At 34.2% G+C, this 18,949-nt stretch carries 15 protein-coding genes; 8 read left to right on the top strand and 7 right to left on the bottom strand.

Going from position 1 to position 18,949, the window contains the following annotated elements:
• Nucleotides 1–104 precede the first annotated feature (104 nt).
• The 3 genes from JNUCC52_RS06650 to JNUCC52_RS06640 form a co-directional block, all read right to left on the bottom strand.
• The gene (locus JNUCC52_RS06650; RefSeq protein WP_337982252.1) at nt 105–278 is read right to left on the bottom strand and encodes a hypothetical protein; all 174 of its coding nucleotides are present in this window, start codon (nt 276–278) and stop codon (nt 105–107) included.
• The gene (locus JNUCC52_RS06645) at nt 262–1,689 is read right to left on the bottom strand and encodes a recombinase family protein (protein WP_337981742.1); all 1,428 of its coding nucleotides are present in this window, start codon (nt 1,687–1,689) and stop codon (nt 262–264) included. Before JNUCC52_RS06645 ends, JNUCC52_RS06650 begins: the two co-directional genes overlap by 17 nt.
• Nucleotides 1,690–2,030: 341 nt before the next feature.
• Complete coding sequence (locus tag JNUCC52_RS06640; RefSeq protein WP_337981741.1) at nt 2,031–2,666, bottom strand: hypothetical protein; 636 nt, start codon at nt 2,664–2,666, stop codon at nt 2,031–2,033.
• Between the two features lie 237 nt (nt 2,667–2,903).
• On the opposite strand from JNUCC52_RS06640, the gene JNUCC52_RS06635 reads away from it, so the two are divergent.
• Nucleotides 2,904–3,053: a hypothetical protein gene (locus JNUCC52_RS06635; RefSeq protein ID WP_173478347.1), complete on the top strand. Its 150-nt coding sequence runs from the start codon at nt 2,904–2,906 to the stop codon at nt 3,051–3,053.
• A 234-nt stretch (nt 3,054–3,287) separates the two neighbouring features.
• On the opposite strand, the gene JNUCC52_RS06630 is transcribed toward JNUCC52_RS06635, so the two are convergent.
• On the bottom strand, nt 3,288–3,944 hold the full coding sequence (locus JNUCC52_RS06630; RefSeq protein WP_173478348.1) for a CatB-related O-acetyltransferase: 657 nt from the start codon (nt 3,942–3,944) through the stop codon (nt 3,288–3,290).
• Nucleotides 3,945–4,286: 342 nt separating this feature from the next.
• On the opposite strand from JNUCC52_RS06630, the gene JNUCC52_RS06625 reads away from it, so the two are divergent.
• Nucleotides 4,287–5,027, top strand: coding sequence for a hypothetical protein (locus tag JNUCC52_RS06625; RefSeq protein WP_173478349.1), 741 nt, complete (start codon nt 4,287–4,289; stop codon nt 5,025–5,027).
• A 322-nt stretch (nt 5,028–5,349) separates the two neighbouring features.
• Here JNUCC52_RS06625 and JNUCC52_RS06620 read toward each other — a convergent pair whose 3' ends face one another.
• The gene (locus JNUCC52_RS06620) at nt 5,350–5,853 is read right to left on the bottom strand and encodes an Ltp family lipoprotein (RefSeq protein ID WP_228134507.1); all 504 of its coding nucleotides are present in this window, start codon (nt 5,851–5,853) and stop codon (nt 5,350–5,352) included.
• Between the two features lie 494 nt (nt 5,854–6,347).
• Between JNUCC52_RS06620 and JNUCC52_RS06615 the strand changes: the two genes are divergently transcribed.
• Together JNUCC52_RS06615 and JNUCC52_RS06610 are read left to right on the top strand one after the other, a co-directional pair.
• On the top strand, nt 6,348–7,082 hold the full coding sequence (locus JNUCC52_RS06615; RefSeq protein WP_337981740.1) for a hypothetical protein: 735 nt from the start codon (nt 6,348–6,350) through the stop codon (nt 7,080–7,082).
• Nucleotides 7,083–7,547: 465 nt separating this feature from the next.
• Nucleotides 7,548–7,931: a type II toxin-antitoxin system HicB family antitoxin gene (locus JNUCC52_RS06610; RefSeq protein ID WP_173478351.1), complete on the top strand. Its 384-nt coding sequence runs from the start codon at nt 7,548–7,550 to the stop codon at nt 7,929–7,931.
• Nucleotides 7,932–8,079: 148 nt separating this feature from the next.
• Here the strand turns inward: JNUCC52_RS06610 and JNUCC52_RS06605 are convergent, their stop codons facing one another.
• Nucleotides 8,080–9,369, bottom strand: coding sequence for a hypothetical protein (locus tag JNUCC52_RS06605; protein WP_337981739.1), 1,290 nt, complete (start codon nt 9,367–9,369; stop codon nt 8,080–8,082).
• 364 nt (nt 9,370–9,733) lie between these two features.
• Nucleotides 9,734–11,341, bottom strand: coding sequence for a glycosyl hydrolase family 18 protein (locus JNUCC52_RS06600; RefSeq protein ID WP_337981738.1), 1,608 nt, complete (start codon nt 11,339–11,341; stop codon nt 9,734–9,736).
• A 410-nt stretch (nt 11,342–11,751) separates the two neighbouring features.
• Here JNUCC52_RS06600 and JNUCC52_RS06595 point away from each other — a divergent pair, with 410 nt between their 5' ends.
• The 4 genes from JNUCC52_RS06595 (at nt 11,752) to JNUCC52_RS06580 (ending at nt 18,521) form a co-directional block, all read left to right on the top strand.
• A complete protein-coding gene (locus JNUCC52_RS06595; RefSeq protein WP_337981737.1) occupies nt 11,752–12,351 on the top strand; it encodes a TetR/AcrR family transcriptional regulator in 600 nt (199 codons plus the stop codon).
• Nucleotides 12,352–12,448: 97 nt separating this feature from the next.
• The gene (locus JNUCC52_RS06590) at nt 12,449–14,641 is read left to right on the top strand and encodes an MMPL family transporter (protein ID WP_443136919.1); all 2,193 of its coding nucleotides are present in this window, start codon (nt 12,449–12,451) and stop codon (nt 14,639–14,641) included.
• Between the two features lie 523 nt (nt 14,642–15,164).
• On the top strand, nt 15,165–15,317 hold the full coding sequence (locus tag JNUCC52_RS06585; protein WP_337981735.1) for a hypothetical protein: 153 nt from the start codon (nt 15,165–15,167) through the stop codon (nt 15,315–15,317).
• A 423-nt stretch (nt 15,318–15,740) separates the two neighbouring features.
• Complete coding sequence (locus JNUCC52_RS06580; protein ID WP_337981734.1) at nt 15,741–18,521, top strand: NEAT domain-containing protein; 2,781 nt, start codon at nt 15,741–15,743, stop codon at nt 18,519–18,521.
• Nucleotides 18,522–18,949 lie beyond the last annotated feature (428 nt).

Genomic DNA, 18,949 nt, shown 5'->3' with positions numbered 1-18,949 from the left:
GGGCTACTTCTCTTAAAGGTCAAAGCTCTCATTTAACAGATGAAAAGACATCAAGATGAACTTCTTGATGCCTAGTGTAAAAAAATATAAACAAGCAGATGTTTTTAAATTAAAAATAACGCAACAATTGTCGTAACAATAAGTCCTATCGCTACAGGCAATAAATTGCGCCGTGCAAGTTCAAATGGACTGACGTTACAAATAGCAGCAGCGGGAATGAGTGCCCATGGTATAAGTGTACCGCCACCAATAAAAGACATATTATTTAGCTGCAACAATTATAATTTCCCTGGCTTGTTTACTGCTCGTATAATCATCCTTTGTATCAACGATAATTTGCTCGAAGATGGTGGTCATTAATTGCTTGCGTTCGTAATCATCGGCATTCAACCATAGTGTATCAATATTGCGGATAACAGTTCGGATTTCCACATGTTGACGCTGATCCTGCTGCTGTAACGTTTTTAGCTTTGCGTATAACTCGTTTTCTTGATGACGAAGCTTTTCACTTTCTTCTATTAACTCGTCGATGCCGATAATATCATGCTCGAACATGGTTTTCTTCTTATGTGAAAGCTTTTGCACAACAGCTAATTCCTGTTGTAATGACGACAGTTGTGCCATTGGGAATATTGCGTCGCCTTCGTTACTTTGAAAATGGCCACCGACCAAGTCATCCCATTTTGCAAAGATGGTTTGCACTAAATTGCTTTCTAAAATCATATGACTAGTACAAGCTTTTCCAGCTTTCTTGCCAGAACATCGATATGTTTTTTTCTTGCCAGCTTTATGACCAGACATTGCATGCCCGCATCGAGCACATTTTAAAAGTGAGGAAAAATAGTAATTACTCGATTCGCGCTTTCCTCCAAATGTTCTGCGTTTTTCTAACAAATCTTGTAGCTCCCAAAATTCATCACGATCTATAATACGTTCATGAATGCCTTCAAACAGCACACGTTCCCGAGGAGGCTTTTTAATGTCTTTCGGATTAGAGCTAAACATTAAGTAACCTGCGTATGTCGGATTATTAGCAATATCTCGCACAGTATCGACATGCCATTGTCCGCCTTTTCGCGTGGGGGTTCCTTTATTTGTTAATTGGCGGGCAAGTGAGAAAAAACCTAATGTCTTGGCTAATGTAAAGATGTCTTTCACAATTTGAGCTTCTTCTTTATTGATAGCTAATTCACCATCCACTACGTGATAGCCATAGGGGGGCGTGCCACCTTTCCAGTAACCCAACTTCACTTTCTTTTCCATTCCTAAACGTACCCGTTCTGCTGTATTTTCTCGCTCCCACTGGGCAATCGCAGCAACAAGTGTTATAAATAAACGACCCATCGCATTTGTCGTATCGTAAACTTCTGTAGCGGATTTAAATTTACATTCATATTGATCTAACTCAGCTAAAATTGTGTGGAGATCAGGGACAGAGCGAGTTAAGCGATCTAGCTTATACACAAGAAGGACATCGATTCCTCCTTGCTGAATGCGCTGTAGCATTGCTTGGAAATGGGGTCTATTTAAATCTTTAGCAGAATACCCATCATCAATGTAGGGCTCCTCAACAATTTCCCATCCTTGTGAAACACAATAAGCCTCTAATTTTTCGATTTGTGCAGCAATCGAAAATCCATGTTTAGCCTGTTCATCTGTGCTGACTCGAACATAGATGACGCACTTCATCAGTATTTCACTCCTTCTAAACTTCCTTTCTTTTATATATTTTACTAACTATAAAAATAATACTTTTATATGTAGATGGATTTGGATGTTGATTAAAAAATTTGATTAAAAAAGAACGAGCCGTTTTTCAATAACTGGGTATTATTTTTGATGATGGGAAGAGCCTGTTGTATGTTCAGGCTCTAGCCTTTAGTTAATTAATCAACATGTATGGTAAGGATGCCAGCTTTAGCAAGCACGAAAAAAGGGTGGATTTTGCATTTGTTCAAATGAAGTCATGAGTGTAATGAGGGACGTATGAGCAATGTGCACAAAATTTAAAATGGAAATGAATTGGACGCTTAATTTCGCCAAATATTTTCGTATGTTTGTGCCTCAAGTTGAAGTGCTTGAAGGATTTTCGAATTTGTTTGAGAAGCTACATGTAATTTAGCTGTTTTGACGTTTAATACAGCATATATAATGTTTTCTGGGATAGGGTCGTTACATCGTGCTTCTAACATTAAAGTGAGGATTGGTTGAATGTTTCGTTCGTTGATTTTTTCAGTGTTTCCTTTAAAAAACAATTTTATTAAGTGAGGAATGCCATCAATAACTAAACCTAATTCGGGAGACGAACGAACAATTAACCCATTATTAGATGTCCATAACGATTTTGGTGGATCAAACCATTCGATTTCTTTGTTACGAGTAAATTTTTTAAATGCCTTTATTGCTTGGGTATAGGAATTAATTTTTCTTTCATGAACTTCAGACAGTAAAGCATCTAAATTTTCTAGAGATTGATTTTTCTCATAGCAAAATTTAATCCGTTCTCTTAATTGTTTCCAATGATCTTTTACTGGGTGATAATCACCTTGATTTTTAATTTCAGTAATTTTGTTCATCTTTGCCAACATTGTTTGCCTAACTGTGAAATCAATGAATTGTGTTAAACCGACAGACAATTTCTCCTTTTCCACTGTCGTTATTTTCAATCACCTTCCTTTCTAAAATCATTTTAACAGAAAATGGCCCAAATGGAGATAGTAAATTGGATTTAGTTGGTATGCAGCATCCATGGGCAGTATTTGTATTTGGGGGAATGGTATGTTGTGAAAAACAGCCTGAAATGAGTAAGAAAGAAGGAACGTTTGCCAAGGATTTAATTTGAAATATGTCTTAACGAAAGTGACAAGCCTATTCGACATATTCTGATAAAAAGGAGTGTGCGTATGAAGGCTGTAAAAATGACAGAAGAAAAGGTACGTAAGTTGTTGCCAATCATTGAAAGTATTCTGTCACGGGAATATGGCAGACAGGTAACACTAAAGGACTTAACCGTGGGGGGCATTACGGTTTATAAAGACGATTGCGCGAAATAGCGCAGTCTAATAATTTTAAGGACAAACTCGAACAAAGCACGTGTGAGAGGGCATTAAAAAAACTACATCTAAATTAGATGTAGTTTCATGTATCACCATAAGGCAGCAAGATGTTGTTAACTGAAATGCATTTTATTCAGTTGATTACATAAGCGCGGCAATTTTGCTCAGAACGTACCAAGTGGAAAGCGTTCCCACATACTTAAATTAACTCGTAGTAGTTCTCTATATTTATTATATTTTTATTTCATGTAAATAGAAATCATACAATTGATCGATAGAATCGTTTGATAACAAAGGAATAGCCTTTTCAATTTTCTCACGTTCCCAATCAAACCAACGCATTTCTAATAATTTATCTATTTGTAAATCTGAAAATCGTTTTCGTATTTCTTTGGCTGGATTCCCACCGACAATCGTATAAGGCGGAACATCTTTTAATACAACAGATCCTGCAGCAATAATCGCACCTTCACCGATAGTAACCCCAGGCATAATCATTGCATTCATACCAATCCAGGCATCACTTTTAATAACCGTATTTCCTTTTGGCTCATAAGAACGTTCAATCTGTTCCGTAAACGGATACACTGTTATCCATTCTGAATGGTGATTATGATTACCACCCATTAAAATGATGACACCACTGGCAATACAAACGTAGTTTCCGATAATCAGTTTATCTAAATGCCAACCAAAATCATTAATAGGATTAAATAACTCACGAGATTTATGGTCACCCCAAAGATATCTGACACACCCGTCCTCAAAATTTTGATTTCCATAATAACCTGAGTAGTATGAATAGTCGCCAACTTCAATGAGCGGATTTGTCACTAAATCCTTAATATATTTAATTTCTGACCAATGATTATATTTTTGATTGTTCATTATGCGTACCTCGCTTCTAAGTAATTAGTTTTCATGTATCTACTTAGAAGCTTAAACGCACAGCGACGTTTTTAAGTTTTCTTAAACGACGTATCATCGTCCTCAACCTCTCACGTTTAATGAGGAAATAGTAACTTATAAAAATTAGTATGTCAAACGAGATATTGAGATTGGATGAACCGTTTTGTTTAAAAACTTGAGTGAATGGGTAGCTGGATGAAAATAAGTTGTGGAAAAACACGTTAAATTTGTTATTTTTTTGACGTAATTCATTGCTATTGATAAAATACTACAATATTCGTATATAAAGAAATTAATATAAAGCTGTGAAGGAGGAGAATAATGAAAAAATTAATTATGGTGTTTTTAGCTGCATTAATAGTAGCAGTAATTCATCCGACCATAACAGAAGCAAAAGTAATGCATGATGGAGCAGAAGTAGTCAAAGGTCAAACAGGGAAAATGACTTTTACAAAGGATATCAAGGTATATAAGAAAAATCCAAACGGCACATTTGATTCGTTAGTAGTAAAGCGAAATAACTTCTTTAGAACATATGATATTGAAAAATATGATGGTAAAACATTTTATCAGATGGGGCAATATCGGGTACAAGCAACAGATTTAGTAGTGTTCAAAGAAGTCCCATTAAAAATTCGTGCTTCCTTCTATCAAAATCCATCGTATATTAATATAAATCGCGAGAATGGAAATTATGGAAGGTACTTCAGAAAAGAAGAATCCTTTTCTATTTATTTTAAGGATACCCCAAATGGACAAATAGTGGAATATTGCGATGACATTAATGATGGGACTTACGATTCTTGTAGACGTTATCTTGGTACAGATCTTAAAATTGCTGACACGATACTAGGAGAAGAAAAGCGTTATAAGCTAATAGAAAATACAATAGGAAAACACGCTCCATTAAAAGAATCGCAACCAGATGTCATGTATGAAAAGGGAAGCATTTTTGTCACAGGTGGGTTGATTATTAACGGGTATGTATTAGTCTTTGTAACGGAAAAAGACTATTATGTTTGGCTACCTGATAATGTCTTAAAGTTAGTCGGAGATAAATAATGCTTTCTTTTAAAGAACTTAAGGAGTTGCTTTAAAATAACCAAGATAGCTTAATCGTCATCTTGGTTATTGCTTTTCTTTAAAGAGTTTATGTTAGAAAATAAAATTTTTAATCCGATTATAAAATAAATAAACCCAAATGTCTTTAATGTTATATTCGTAGTTAGGTCACTATCGGTTATGCTCATTAATAAATTGCCGAAGAAGACTAAAATAAGTCCAATTAATCCAGTAATATATCTCAATGATTCATCTCCTTATTACAAAAAGCCACTCGGGTGAGTGACTTGTATTGTGTCTTACACATTAAATGCGGTCGAGTTTATTCTAAATTATCAATAGCATATTGAGCTTCTTCTTTGGTGAATTTTTCTCCGTATTCAGATATTAATTGCTCGTAAATAGCCGAATTTGACATATTCATCATATCTGCGTATGATTTTGCTTTTTTCAATGCATTTTCTTTCCAATCAAATACAATATTATTTATAGCGTATTGAGCAGCATCCGCAGGGAAATTTTCCCCATATTCCGATGTTAATTGATCGTAAATCCCTGCCTTTGACATATGCATCGTTTTAGCATATTGCTCTGCTTTTTTTAACGCTGACTTATGCTCACGTGGGACACTTGCCTCTTTTGCCTTCGCTTCTGCTTGAGCTTTGGCCTCTGCTTTCGCTTTAGCCTCCGCTTCTGCTTTAGCTTTAGCTTCTGCATCTGCCTTAGCTTGTGCTTCTGCTTTCTCTTTAGCTTTTTGTTCTGCTAACGCTTTTTCTTCAGCTTCCTTCGCCTCACGGGTAGCTTTTTCTTCTGGCGTTTCTTCCACTTTTGCTACAGTTTCTACTTGTTTTTGTGTATCTTCTTTTTCTGTAATTTCTGCTGGATCTGCTGTCATGCCAAAACCAATAAAGGAAACAATCATTACCGCTACTGATATTCCAGTAAACTTAATTTGTTTTTTAGCTTTTGAAACATTCTTTTTAATAAATTGAACAATAGCCATAATAGCAAAAACTATAATAGCTAAAAAACTTAACACTGCTACAATTAAAAATAAATTATCCATGAATATATCCACGCTCCTTATTGACTATTTTATTGGTAAAATTGGAAAAAGTATATATAAAAATAAACAATTTTATATTATTAAAGCCTATTATTATTATTAGTTTTCAAATGTTTGCTAAAGAATGGGCAACAAAAAGTTGTGGGAAAACGAGTTAATTTTGTTATATTTTTGACATTATTGTATTCTATTGATAAAATAATACGATATTAGTAGGCAAAGAAATGAGCTACAAAATGATTAGGAGGAGCATAATGAAAAAATTATTTATTGTACTATTAGCAGCATTTGTATTGTCGATAGTGAATCCAACAAAATCAGAGGCTATTAGGTTTGATGGAGCCGAGGTGCATAAAGACCAAACGGGGAAAATGACGTTTACGAAAGATATTAAGATTTATAAGAAAAATGAAGATGGCACATTTGATTCGTTAGTGGTGAAGCGCAATAATTATTTTAAAACGTATGAAATTGAAAAATATGATGGTAAAACATTTTATCAAATGGGGCCATATCGTGTACAAGCAACAAATCTAGTAGTTTTTAAAGAAATACCGATGAAAATTCGCGCATCTTTCTATCCAAATGTAACGTATATCAATATTAATCGTAATAGCGGCGAATATGGTAAAATCTTTACGGAATGGCGTGATACTAACATCTCAGATATGAATGGTGATCAAATGTTGAGATATTGCAGGGACACTGGAAATGGCTTAAAGTGCGAAAAGCATTATCCTGGTTCAGATATGAAAGTTCTTGATACAATATTTAAAAAAGCTGGTGTTCGTTATGAAGTAACGGAAGACTCTGAAGCGAAAACCTATCCATTAGAAGGTTCTAAAACGGAAAAACCGATGCCAAAAGGTAGCATAGTTTATTCAGTGAGTGATTCCATTAATGCTTTTCTATGTGTAAAAGAAGACCTAGAAGCAAAAGACGAACAATGCAAATGGCTTCCAATAGGTATTTTAAAACCGATTTATTAACGTGCTGAATTAGTAGGAAAAACAAGTATATATTGTGTAAAGCCCAGGTACTCGGAGATTTTGAGCCTGGGCTTTGTTTTGTTGCATCTGATTTATAAAGGTTGGATTAAGTGAAATTATCCATTTCATATATCAATCATCTACTGCATAAAATTTTATCTATACGTAGAAAATACGTATTAATCACTTTACTCCTTTTATATTGATACGTATAATATACGTATAGTCGAAAGGGGTAAAATAATGAAAAAGAGAGAGTTAGAGAAACGCTTCTCGGCTAAAGGGTGGAAATTCTTAACCCATGGTGGCAAACATGACATATGGGTGTCACCAACTGGCAAGAAAGAACAAATCCCAAGGTATAGATAAGTTAATGAAGATTTAGCAAAAGGGCTAATCAAGAAGCACAAGCTGTAAAAGGGGTGGTTTAAAGCCCATTAAAATAGAATCGAAAGAAGGGTAAAAATGAAAAATGTTGTCGTTTATCCTGTGGTTATTTCACCATTATCAGCAGACGGCTTTCACTTAGTGACAATTCCTGATATTGACGGGATTACTCAAGGGGAAACTATTGCTGAAGCAATTGAATATGCAAGGGACTATATAGGTAATGCCATAGTGTTTGCAGATGAAGCAATAAATAAACCGTATACTGTATCTTTCAAGGCAAAAGAAGAAGATATTGTAACACTTGTAGATGTTGATATAGAGGCACATAAGAAAGCTTTAGATTTAACACCAGTAAAGAAAACGTTAACTATTCCTAGCTATTTAAACGATTTAGGTATAAAACAAGGTATAAACTTTTCCCAAACTTTAACGGATGCTTTAAAAGATAAATTAGTATAATAAATATACAAAGTAGCATAATAAATTAACTAATAATTTAACCTCTCTCTTTTTATTTTCGGCTTGATCATTTCAAGCCGTTTTTTTATTTTATTCGAATTCTTTCCGTATTGCTTTAAATTGTTGCCTTGTTTTAGAAGCCTCTTTATCATATGTCTTCCATTGGTGACAGTGTACCGCCACCCACCCAAATTCCAGTGATTTGTCCGAGTGCGGTAAGGGTTGCTGTACCTCCACCAATAGCATTGCCGAATAAACTACCGACAGAACCAGCTAACGAAATGCCAGAGAAGCCCGAGCCGTCTAAACCTGTAATGGCACCTACAACGGCAAGGGTAATGACTGCAATTTCCTTCGTTAAGGGTACAACAGCGGCTAAGCCGACGCCTAAATCATTCACAATACCATGAGAAGCGGCAGGGAGAAAGTCACCGATAATTTTGGTAAATCCTGAGTCACCAAGGTAGAAGAAGGCTGCTATTGGGATAACGGGTCCAAATACTTTAAATCCAAATTGGAATCCTTGAATTAAGTAACTTGTCGATTTCTCAAATCCTTGTTTTTTGTGTGCCACAAGACAGAGCACTAACAAAATAAAGACAGCTGTTCCACCAATAAGGGCAGTGGCATCACCGCCTTGTAATTTCAATACGGACATAGCGATAACATCGAGTAAAAAGGTGATCGGAATTAGAATGGCAAAAAATCGTTTTTGTCCAGATGTTAGCAAATGTTCATCTTTCACTTGCTCGATACCATCAGTCGTTTCGTGTGCTGTATGAAAATGAAGTGTGCCTCGTTTCATATCACGTTTTAAAAAGTAAAAAGCAACAATTGTTGTAACAAGCCCCATCGTAATGACAAGTGGAATGCTGGCTGATACAACGTCTCCAACTGGAATTCCCGCAGCATCGGCAGTCAGCTTCGGCGCCCCTTGAATGACAAAATCACTCGATAGCGCAATTCCGTGACCAAATAAATTCATTGCCATCGCTACACCTAATGCTGGTAATCCTGCACGAATAGCGACTGGTAAAAGAACAGCTCCTAATAGTGCAACTGCAGGAGAGGGCCAGAAAAACCAAGAAATAATCATCATTAAAATCCCAATTGTCCAATAGGCAAGAGTTGGTGTTTTAATGAATTTTGTAAAAGGTGCAACCATGACCTCATTAATACCAGAAGTCATTAATACACGACTCATCGCAACAATAATGGAAATAATTAATATGGTAGATAACAGTTCGGTAATCGCGTAAATAAAGCTGTTAAAAACACCACTTATAGAAGAAGTGAGATCACCAGTAGCGACAATCGCAAGTAGGAATATGCCTAGAATGCAAATGAGGGTAGTATCCCGACGTTTAACCATAAAGCCAATGATTAAGACAATAAACACAACATAAATCCAATGGAGAGCAGTCAATTCAATCCCCATAATTTTTCCCCCTCAAAATAGGTCTAATTATAGAATATGAGAGGAATTTTAGATGGTGCTCAGTTTCGGAAATAAAAGGTGAGAGTCGATGTGATAAAAATACACAGTAGATTTATTTTATGAGAATTATGTTTACAAAATAAAAAAATGTACACTATTAAAATTGAATTTAGCAATGTACATTTTGATAATATGTGCAACATTATAAACAAGTAATGATGTAAGAAACCATTAAGTACAAATTCTTGTCTTTAATATTACAGATTAGTTTGAAGGTTTAGGATGGAATCGTTTAATAACAGCCTCGTTTTTGGTGAATAGCTGCTTCTAGCTGAGTTATTATTAACTATGGTGAAGGGATTTATTATTTTACTGCATACTTTTCTAAATCTGCACTTGCCCGGTTTACCATCGCTGCCATTTGACCTCTCGTGACATGATCAAATGGATAAAATCCTCCATCTTCTCTTCCGTTAATAATACCTTTACTACTTAATTTTAAAATATCTGCATATGCCCAAAAATCTTTTGAAACATCATAATAACTGGACTCATCCGTAGGTAATGGATAATTTAATATTCTCGATAAAATACCTGCTAATTGTGCTCTTGTGATATAGGCATTCGGATCAAAAATGTGTTCATTTGTTCCATTCACAATATGATACTTATAGGCAATTTCAATAGCACGTTTTGCCCAATGATTTGCTGGCACATCCTTGAAATTATTAGGTACAGTTTCGTTTGTTTTGTCTAAACCGATGGCACTAATAACGATAGCAGTAGCCTGAGCTCTTGTTAAATTACCATTTGGATCGTAAGTGTATTCGTTTTTGCCATTAATCCAGCCTTTTCGGTAAAGGGCCATAATATCCTGTTCTGCCCAATGATTTTCCGTATCTATAAAGTTATGTTCACCATTCGCCCACGAAGAATAAAATTTCCAAATACCATTATCCGCTTGAGGTAACTCCCAGCTACCTGTTCCTCTTAAATGATATTTCTCTACAAGTCTTAACTTATATTTTAAAGATAAATCATTTTCGTACCATATCGTGTAATTTCCTGGTACTAGCTTTTTGCCACCGATATAAGTAGGAGAGTCACTGCTTTTTACAGTAAATTTGGCAAATGCTGATTTTGAAGTATGATCAAAAAGAAATTTTCCATTATGGTTATTCACAATAGATTTTACTTCATTATTAGCAATGCCGTCGCCTCCTATTTCCACATCATCCTTCCAAATTCGTCCATAAAAAGGGAGGCCTAATACTATTTTATTGGGATTAATTCCTTTATCTAATAAATATTTAATCGAATTTTCAACAAATGATAAACTTGCGACAGGACCAACTGAACCACCATTATAGCTTTCATCATACGCCATTACCATTAAATAATCGCTATACTCACTTAGTTTCATGTAATCATAAGAACCATGCCACCCAGTTGTCCACCCATATGGATTTGCAGCTACTGCTATGGAAATTGTTTTATTATTAGGCATTTTTTCACGTAATAATCGGATGAAATCTGTAAACTCATCTTTATTTGTATAGTTTAAATTTTCTATATCAATATCGACGCCATCTAAATTATTTTTTACAACAGAATTGACGATTTGAGTAGACAATATATCTCGATTTGTCATTGCGATTTGTGCCAATTTACGGTCCCAATGATTAGAAATGAATGGTACAACTTTTAAACCTCTATTATGTAATGCATCGACTAAACTTTTATCAATCGTAGCACTTAAACTACCATCTGCATTTAAATCAAAAAAGCTGGGTGTCGCCGTATTTAACGCACCATGAGTCATATCTATATTTTTTATGAAAGAGCTAGTATTCCCGCTATATAAATATGACATATGTATATCATTCGCTGAGGCGTTAGCACTAAATGAAGTAGCTAATAATGTAGTGAGCATAGCTGGTATTATCAAATATTTTTTTAATGTATTCTTCATTTCTTTCTTCCTTTGTATTAGATTTTATCCACTTTATTATCTATTAATTTCGTAAACGATATCAATTATTAAAATATGGTTTCATTGAGTTGTTTTGTAAATTTATGATATTAAGAGGTTAATAAAATCAAGCTTTCAAGCAGGGAATATTTTACATGTTGAGAATTTGCACTTCGTATAAAGTTTTATTAATAGTAGTTGTATATAGAAAAATCTACATATTATGAATTTGAAAAATTTCATTTATGATTAACATTTACATAATAATCGTTGTGGAAGACATTTTGGATAGGGGAAAGAAGGGCAATTGCGAGCTTGTGTAGTATACTGAAAAAAATAATTAAAATAATTTACAAATAGATTTTCGCATGATAAGCTAAAAAAGTCCTAAAATGAACGGAGGTTCACGTATGCAATATTTAAAAGAGGAAATAAAAAATCGAATCTTATTAGCTGCATTGGATGAATTTAAAGAAAAGGGTTATTTAAGTGCATCCATTAGAAATATAGCTAGTAACGCTGATATTGCATTAGGTACAGTATACAAATATTTTAAAAATAAGGAGGATTTATTTAATTCGATAGTAGAGCCCGTCTATAATGATTTGTTTGCTGCCATTAATAAAATTATAATGACTGAAGTTAACCCAGATGATAAATTGATTGAGATTAAAAATAAAATTTTAGACATTTTCAAAGGGCACAGTAAAGATCTATTAATACTTTTTGGTAAAAGTAAAGGTTCTAAATATGAGTATTTTAAGGACGAACTTGTGGATGTACTACATAAAATACTTCAAAAAGAAACCTTCTCTCGTTTTGAAGATAAAAGCGTTGTGAAAGAACCATTTATTTTCTATGTCCTTTCAGCAAACTTTATAGAAGGAATATATACCATTTTGAAGACACAAGAAAATGGTGAAAAAATTGGTATGCTCATTGACCAGCTAATATTTTTATCATTTCACAGTATTGAAAGACGATTTGAAGAAATGTCTCACATTTACTAATGTGGGTATTTTTTTAGAACAAAAATGAACATATGTTCATGTTTGTTCATTATAGTAATTTTACGTATTTTAGCACATTCAACAGGAGGAGATTACAATAGCAAAGTATCTTTATAAATTAGCAAATTGGTCAACGGCACATAAAAAATCTGTTCTTTTTAGTACTTTAGGGATACTGATTATACTAGTATCGTTAGTATTGTATTTTAAACCATCATTTAATGGAGAACTTACTATTCCAAATACGCCAGCTGACAAAGCAGCTGAACTAATTAAAGAGGAATTTGCAGGTGCTGCCAAACAATCTACCCTAAACATTGTATTTAAGGCACCCGATAATGAAACATTAGAATCAGAAGATGCTCAAAGCAGTATTTCGGACCTTTTAAAGGAGATAAGTGAAGATACTAAAGTAGCAAGTGTGTTATCACCGCTAGAACTAAACAATCTAAATGAAGATAAAACGATTGGTTACGCACAAGTTACATTTGCAGTAGAAGCGGATAAAGTTTCAGAGAAGTCGAAAGAACATCTTTTAGATAGTATTAATCTCACAAGAAATGCAGGTATTCAAACAGAAATAAAAGGTGGAGATATAGTTTTCTCTGATATAGAGTTTGAGGGAATTTATGAAGTTATTGGAGTAGTCGTTGCCTTTATTGTTTTAGCCATAACATTTGGATCCTTTATTGCAGCAGGCCTACCAATTCTTATAGCGGTATTAGGTTTAGGTATTAGCTTATTAGGAATTATGTTTGGTGCTTATTTTATTGATTTAAATTCTATTTCTATCATTCTAGCAGCAATGCTAGGTTTAGCAGTAGGGATTGACTACTCCCTATTTATAATTACACGATTTAAAATAGAATTAGCAAAGGGGCATACTGTAAACAATTCAATCGCTATAGCCATCGGAACATCTGGGAGTGCTGTAGTATTTGCTGGGTTGACTGTTATAATTGGTCTTTTAGGTTTATCAGTAGCCCAAATACCATTTTTAACGCTGATGGGTGTTTCAGCGGCTATCAGTATATTTGCAGCAGTTCTGATTTCTATTATCACTTTACCAGCCATTTTAGGAATGGTTGGCCATCGTTTGTCACCTGCGAAGAAAAATTTATTATCGAACAAGATTACTGGTAATAGCAAGAAAAAGGCTGGAACGAAAGCGGACTTGTGGGGGAGATTAGTTACTAAACACCCTGTCGTTTTATCGTTATTAGCGATTGCATTCCTTGCCATTCTTACAATTCCTTTCTTCCATATGAATTTGGGTCTGCCATCTGATGGGACAGCTAAATCAACAGAGATGACGGAAAGAAGAGCGTATGATTTACTTACCGAGGCGTACGGAGAAGGCTTTAATGCACAATTAATAGTTGCTGCAAAAGTAGATGCATTGACAGAGGAAACACAACTAGCTGCAGGTGAGATAGTTCAAGAATTAAGTGAATTAAAAGATGTAAAAACGGTTTCACCGCCAATTCCAGGCCCTTCTGGTAAAATCTTTATGATACAAATTACACCACAGTCTGGACCAGATGATATAAAGACAAAGGATTTGGTAAATCTTATAAGAGACAAATCTAAAGAAACCAAAAATGAACATGGTATTGAACTAATGGTAACTGGAACAACGGCCATGAACATTGATATATCACAACAATTGAATGATGCGCTACCTTTGTTTGCATCCTTGATAGTCGGGCTAGCCTATATACTTTTAGTAATGGTCTTTAGATCACTATTAGTACCGTTAAAAGCTGTTTTAGGTTTCTTGCTTTCTTTAGGAGCAACATTAGGATTTATGGTATTCGTTGTGCAGGACGGACATTTCGTCAATTTCTTTGGCTTCCCAGCACAATCTCCAATACTAGCATTTTTACCTGTTATTACAATCGGAATATTATTCGGATTAGCGATGGACTACGAAATATTCTTAGTTAGTAAAATGAGAGAAATTTATATCCATTCTGGAGATAGTCGGAAAGCTATTTTATATGGCATGAGAGATAGTGGCGGAGTAGTAACTGCTGCAGCTCTCATCATGATGGCAGTATTTTTCGGATTTATGATGAATCCTGATGCGATGATTAAATCAATAGGAATGGCCCTCGCTTTTGGAGTATTCTTCGATGCATTTATAGTAAGAATGACCATAGTTCCTGCTGTCATGTCTCTAATGGGGAAAACTGCGTGGTATATTCCTAAATGGTTAGATAGGATTCTACCGAATATTGATGTAGAAGGAGAATCTATTACACATACAGAAAAAAATAATATAAATTAAGAAAGCTGCATAATGCAGCTTTTTTTGTAGCAAGAAAATGAGATGGGATATCCCTGTATTTAGCTATATAACATAATAGAAGTAGGTAAAAATCATAACTTATTCAAGAATTTACGTAAGATATTTAAGGTGAAAACTAGATAATTCATGTTTTAATTTAGTTAAATCTAAATATAGGAAAATTAAAAATAGGGGAATACTATGAAAAATATTGCAAAGTTATTGGTTGCGTCTTTTTTATGTTTAAGTATATCTTTATCATTAATTACCTATGTTTCTGCGAGTGAAGATGGAAAAGGTGATAGGCTTCACTAAGTTTGACAGATAAACTAAAGAGAGGAACACAAAGGAGAGAACAGAAATGAAAAAGGTAATAAATATCACACTGATTTGTCTAATGGTTTCTGTTTTTTGTTCAACTACTCATTATCGTGCTGAGTCAACATATGACAACGATCCTGACCTATTACTCATACCTTACAAAAAAATATTAGAAAACTTAAGTAATGAATAGGGGGTAAGAATGTATATTCCAGAAAAAAACAAAGATAAATTTTTAAATAGCGTCCAAGATATGACACTACAAGAATTTGAACAACGATTAAGACAACAATACAAAGAAGCAGAAAAGTATATAAATCAATCTGCTGGAGAAAGCGTTGTTATCTATCCTTAACCAATTCCTAACGCAAACCAAGATGTATTAGCAATTCCGTTACATTAATACTCTAAATATAAAAGATTGGGCACCCATAAAAGTGAGTGTCCGATCTTTTTAAATTTTAAGGAGGACATTAAGCGTCGGACTATTGATACAAAATGATATTTAATCAAATATTTTAACTTTCTTGACAACAATAATGAGAAATATATAATTAAATTATAGTGAGAATCATTATCAATTAAAGAATTTGATACATTTATGTAATAAATCATAGATGCTTTATTTTGTTCTTAATTGAGAATGGTAATCATTTAGGGGTAGTAGTAGTAAAAGCTTTAAAAGGAGGCTGAAACGCACAAGAGAGGTTAAACTAATCAAAAATTCTGGATTCCTAGTGATTTAAAATAATTTTAATTTTCAGGAGGTCAGAGTAGTATGAAGAAATTTATACAATATGTAGCAATGACATTGCTCATTTTTGGTGCAGTATTACCTTACTTTGGCATGGAAGTAAAAGCGGCGGAGAATACCGAAGCTAGCTGTACAATAGACTATTCAGCAAGTTTTAATGTTTTAAAAGAGGACAAATCAGAGGATTCAGTAATGATTAAGAGTGGCTATGTAAAGAAAGAAGCTACATTACAAAAAGAGAATGGTCAATATACGGTAGATATCACGGTGCCAGGACAATTTTCTACTTGGTACAGAGGGTTTAAAGTCGAGTCAGGTGGGGAGTTAAAAGAAGCTATTAAAAAAGAAAAAGATTCGGAAGAGAATGAGGTTTACACATTCGCAATAGACCAACATGATGACCCAATCCGAGCATGGGTTGATATATACGTTAAATTGGAGCAACCTGTACCTTTTCTTTACGATAATAGATATACTGTTTACCTAGTACTCTCGAATGTTAAGGAAACTAACCGCGTTTGTAAAGAAGCACCAAAGCAACCAGAAACATTAGAGCAAAATAAAGATAATGAAAAAGGAAATACCAACGGCAGTGAATCAGGTTCTGGCGAGAACAATAACACTACAGCAAACTTCAAACAAGAAGGAGTAGTTCAATTTGAATTTCCACAACATGAAAGAGAAATAACGACATTCTTACAAACATCAAATACAGTATTTGAAGATAACAAATATAAAGTTACTCTTTCGTTAAATACACAAAATAAATTACAGGAATTCACTGTAAAACAAAATGAAAAAGAGATTGCAAAATGGTCCAACAAAGTAGCATCAGTAGTACCTGTTGCAATGCCAAACACAGCAACATTATCATTTGAAGCTGACACGCTAGATAACCTTGTTTTTGAAGCGGTAACGACTAATAAATTAATATCTGCGAATGTAACAGCTATAGTGAGAGATGAAGCTTCCGCTTCAAAAAAAAATAATAATACAACAGTGCCGGTTACAGGTGATGTAACGGGTGGCTCTACACAATCAACTAATGGGCTGTATACAGTGGATTATACGTTTATAAAGGGATTAGGTTCTGGTACTTCAATGATGGACCAGTATGTGATTAAACCAGCGTATGTGGTGAAAAGTGGTTCTTCCTATCAAGTTCAATTAACATTAAAAAATAGTTCATGGATTACTGGGTTTACTGTGAACGGTTCAACACCTACTACGATAAGCGACGCCAATGATGTAAGAGTCGTTCAATTTACATTACCAAATTTAGCAGATCGTTATGATGCATGGGTAAAAGTAGATATTGAGGATATAAAATATCACCATAACTATAATATCTATTTACAATTCAACGAAGGTTCCCTTTCAAAGATAAGTGATAGTTCAACCTTCCCAATTACAAGTGGCCCAATTGATACTCCACCAATGAATAAAGATTTACCTAAAAAAGAAACAAAGATAGACCAAGCTGTAGGAAACTTTATCCAAGAGGGCGCAGTGAAATTTGAGATTCAACAGAATGCAAAAGAACTAATGGCATTCTTACAAAAAGCGAACACTGTATTTGAAGATAACAAATATAAAGTGACGCTTACATTGAATACAGGTAACAATTTGCAACAATTTATTGTGAAACAGAATGGTAAAGAAATTGCAAAATGGTCAAATAAAGCAGCATCACGAGTGCTTATAGTAAATGACAAAACAGCTACACTTTCATTTGAAATGGAGACACTTGATAACCTTGTTTTTGAAGCGGTAACTGCTAATAAGACAATTACCTCAAATGTAACTGCAACGAAGACAATGACAAATGAAAAGATTACTCGCCAGCCAATCACATATAAAATGGAAGCTGATCCAAATGGTAAAATACCTGATTTTATTACGAACTATCTAGCACCTTACTTCACGAAAGCAGAATTAGTGACGATTGATGATAAACGTTATATCGAAATGACACTAATCGGTAAGGCGTATGGTTTCGAAACACTTGCTTATATTGATGCAGAAGGTAAGCAACAAGATATCGAGATTATTAGTTCTAAAGGTGAAAAATTGGATCAAGTGCGCGTAGTCCGTTTACCATTAGTGCAAGATAAAAATGGCGTAACGAAAATATTTGTCGATTCTGGAAGCTTAGGCTATGGGGCGTACACATTATTCTTTACGTTTAATGTCCCAGCTTTAGAGGAAGAAGCAACAATCATAGAAGAAGATACAAATATTGTAAATAGTACTATTGTTGAAAATCCATTTACAGATATCGACAATGTATTTAGTAAGGATGAAATTCTAGCTTTATATGCTGCTGGCATTACAACAGGTACATCAGCCACAACATTTAGTCCAAATAGAAATATCACGCGTGCGCAATTTGCAGTGATGATAGCTCGTGCTTTAAATATTTCATCCAATAAAGAAACTGCATTTACGGATGTGAAAGGCAAATGGTATGAAAAAGAGGTACAAGCACTTGCAGAGATTGGTATTGTTAAAGGTGTCAATGCCACAACATTTAATCCAAATGCAAATATTACACGTCAACAAGCAGCAGCGATTATATTGCGTATGCTTGAATATAAAGGCTATAAAGTAACAGTGGATAAAAATGCTTTAACGTACAAAGATGCTAATAAAGTATTTGACTACGCAAAGCAAGCAGTATCAGAATTACAAGCACTAGACATTATGACGGGATCCAATGGCTATTTAAACCCGCAAAGTAATTTAACACGTGCACAAATGGCGAAAATATTAAAACGTTCACTAGAGTTAGTAAATTTAATCTAAAAGATTAATAATTTTAAGTTAGGTACTATTACTATCCCGAAACGCTTTCTAGCAGTTGGGTGAGGTGATTATGTTTCATGCTTGCTTGTGGTGCTATAAGAATTTTGTTCGGGCAATGCAGTCTTGTGCAAATTGCCTCAGCAATCGTGAAAAAAATGCAATTCAAGTTTAACTTGAATTGCATTTTTTATCTTTTTTAGACATGCTAGTTTTCTATGTAGCCCATCGATAGTCTTTTCTATTTCTTTCTGACAATTCGTTAAAAAAACGTGTATATTTCAATGGCTGGACATCTAATGGTTGTTTCAAAGTAGACTGTGCTTTAGCAACTTCCACTAGATATGTAAGTGATTAATATTGAGAAAATATATCATCTTTCATTTGGCGAAGCGAAAACATTTTATTGCTCGTTTTTATCGTGAAAGGAA

This window comes from Lysinibacillus sp. JNUCC-52, from assembly GCF_015999545.1.
GTDB lineage: Bacteria > Bacillota > Bacilli > Bacillales_A > Planococcaceae > Lysinibacillus.
This window is presented reverse-complemented; position numbering and strand designations above follow the sequence as displayed.

Excerpts from the sequence above, each read along its gene's own strand:
- JNUCC52_RS06645 (WP_337981742.1), bottom strand. The coding sequence starts at position 1,689 with ATGAAGTGCGTCATCTATGTTCGAGTCAGCACAGATGAACAGGCTAAA.
- JNUCC52_RS06635 (WP_173478347.1), top strand. The coding sequence starts at position 2,904 with ATGAAGGCTGTAAAAATGACAGAAGAAAAGGTACGTAAGTTGTTGCCA.
- JNUCC52_RS06630 (WP_173478348.1), bottom strand. The coding sequence starts at position 3,944 with ATGAACAATCAAAAATATAATCATTGGTCAGAAATTAAATATATTAAG.
- JNUCC52_RS06625 (WP_173478349.1), top strand. The coding sequence starts at position 4,287 with ATGAAAAAATTAATTATGGTGTTTTTAGCTGCATTAATAGTAGCAGTA.
- JNUCC52_RS06615 (WP_337981740.1), top strand. The coding sequence starts at position 6,348 with ATGAAAAAATTATTTATTGTACTATTAGCAGCATTTGTATTGTCGATA.
- JNUCC52_RS06610 (WP_173478351.1), top strand. The coding sequence starts at position 7,548 with ATGAAAAATGTTGTCGTTTATCCTGTGGTTATTTCACCATTATCAGCA.
- JNUCC52_RS06605 (WP_337981739.1), bottom strand. The coding sequence starts at position 9,369 with ATGGGGATTGAATTGACTGCTCTCCATTGGATTTATGTTGTGTTTATT.
- JNUCC52_RS06600 (WP_337981738.1), bottom strand. The coding sequence starts at position 11,341 with ATGAAGAATACATTAAAAAAATATTTGATAATACCAGCTATGCTCACT.
- JNUCC52_RS06595 (WP_337981737.1), top strand. The coding sequence starts at position 11,752 with ATGCAATATTTAAAAGAGGAAATAAAAAATCGAATCTTATTAGCTGCA.
- JNUCC52_RS06585 (WP_337981735.1), top strand. The coding sequence starts at position 15,165 with ATGTATATTCCAGAAAAAAACAAAGATAAATTTTTAAATAGCGTCCAA.
- JNUCC52_RS06580 (WP_337981734.1), top strand. The coding sequence starts at position 15,741 with ATGAAGAAATTTATACAATATGTAGCAATGACATTGCTCATTTTTGGT.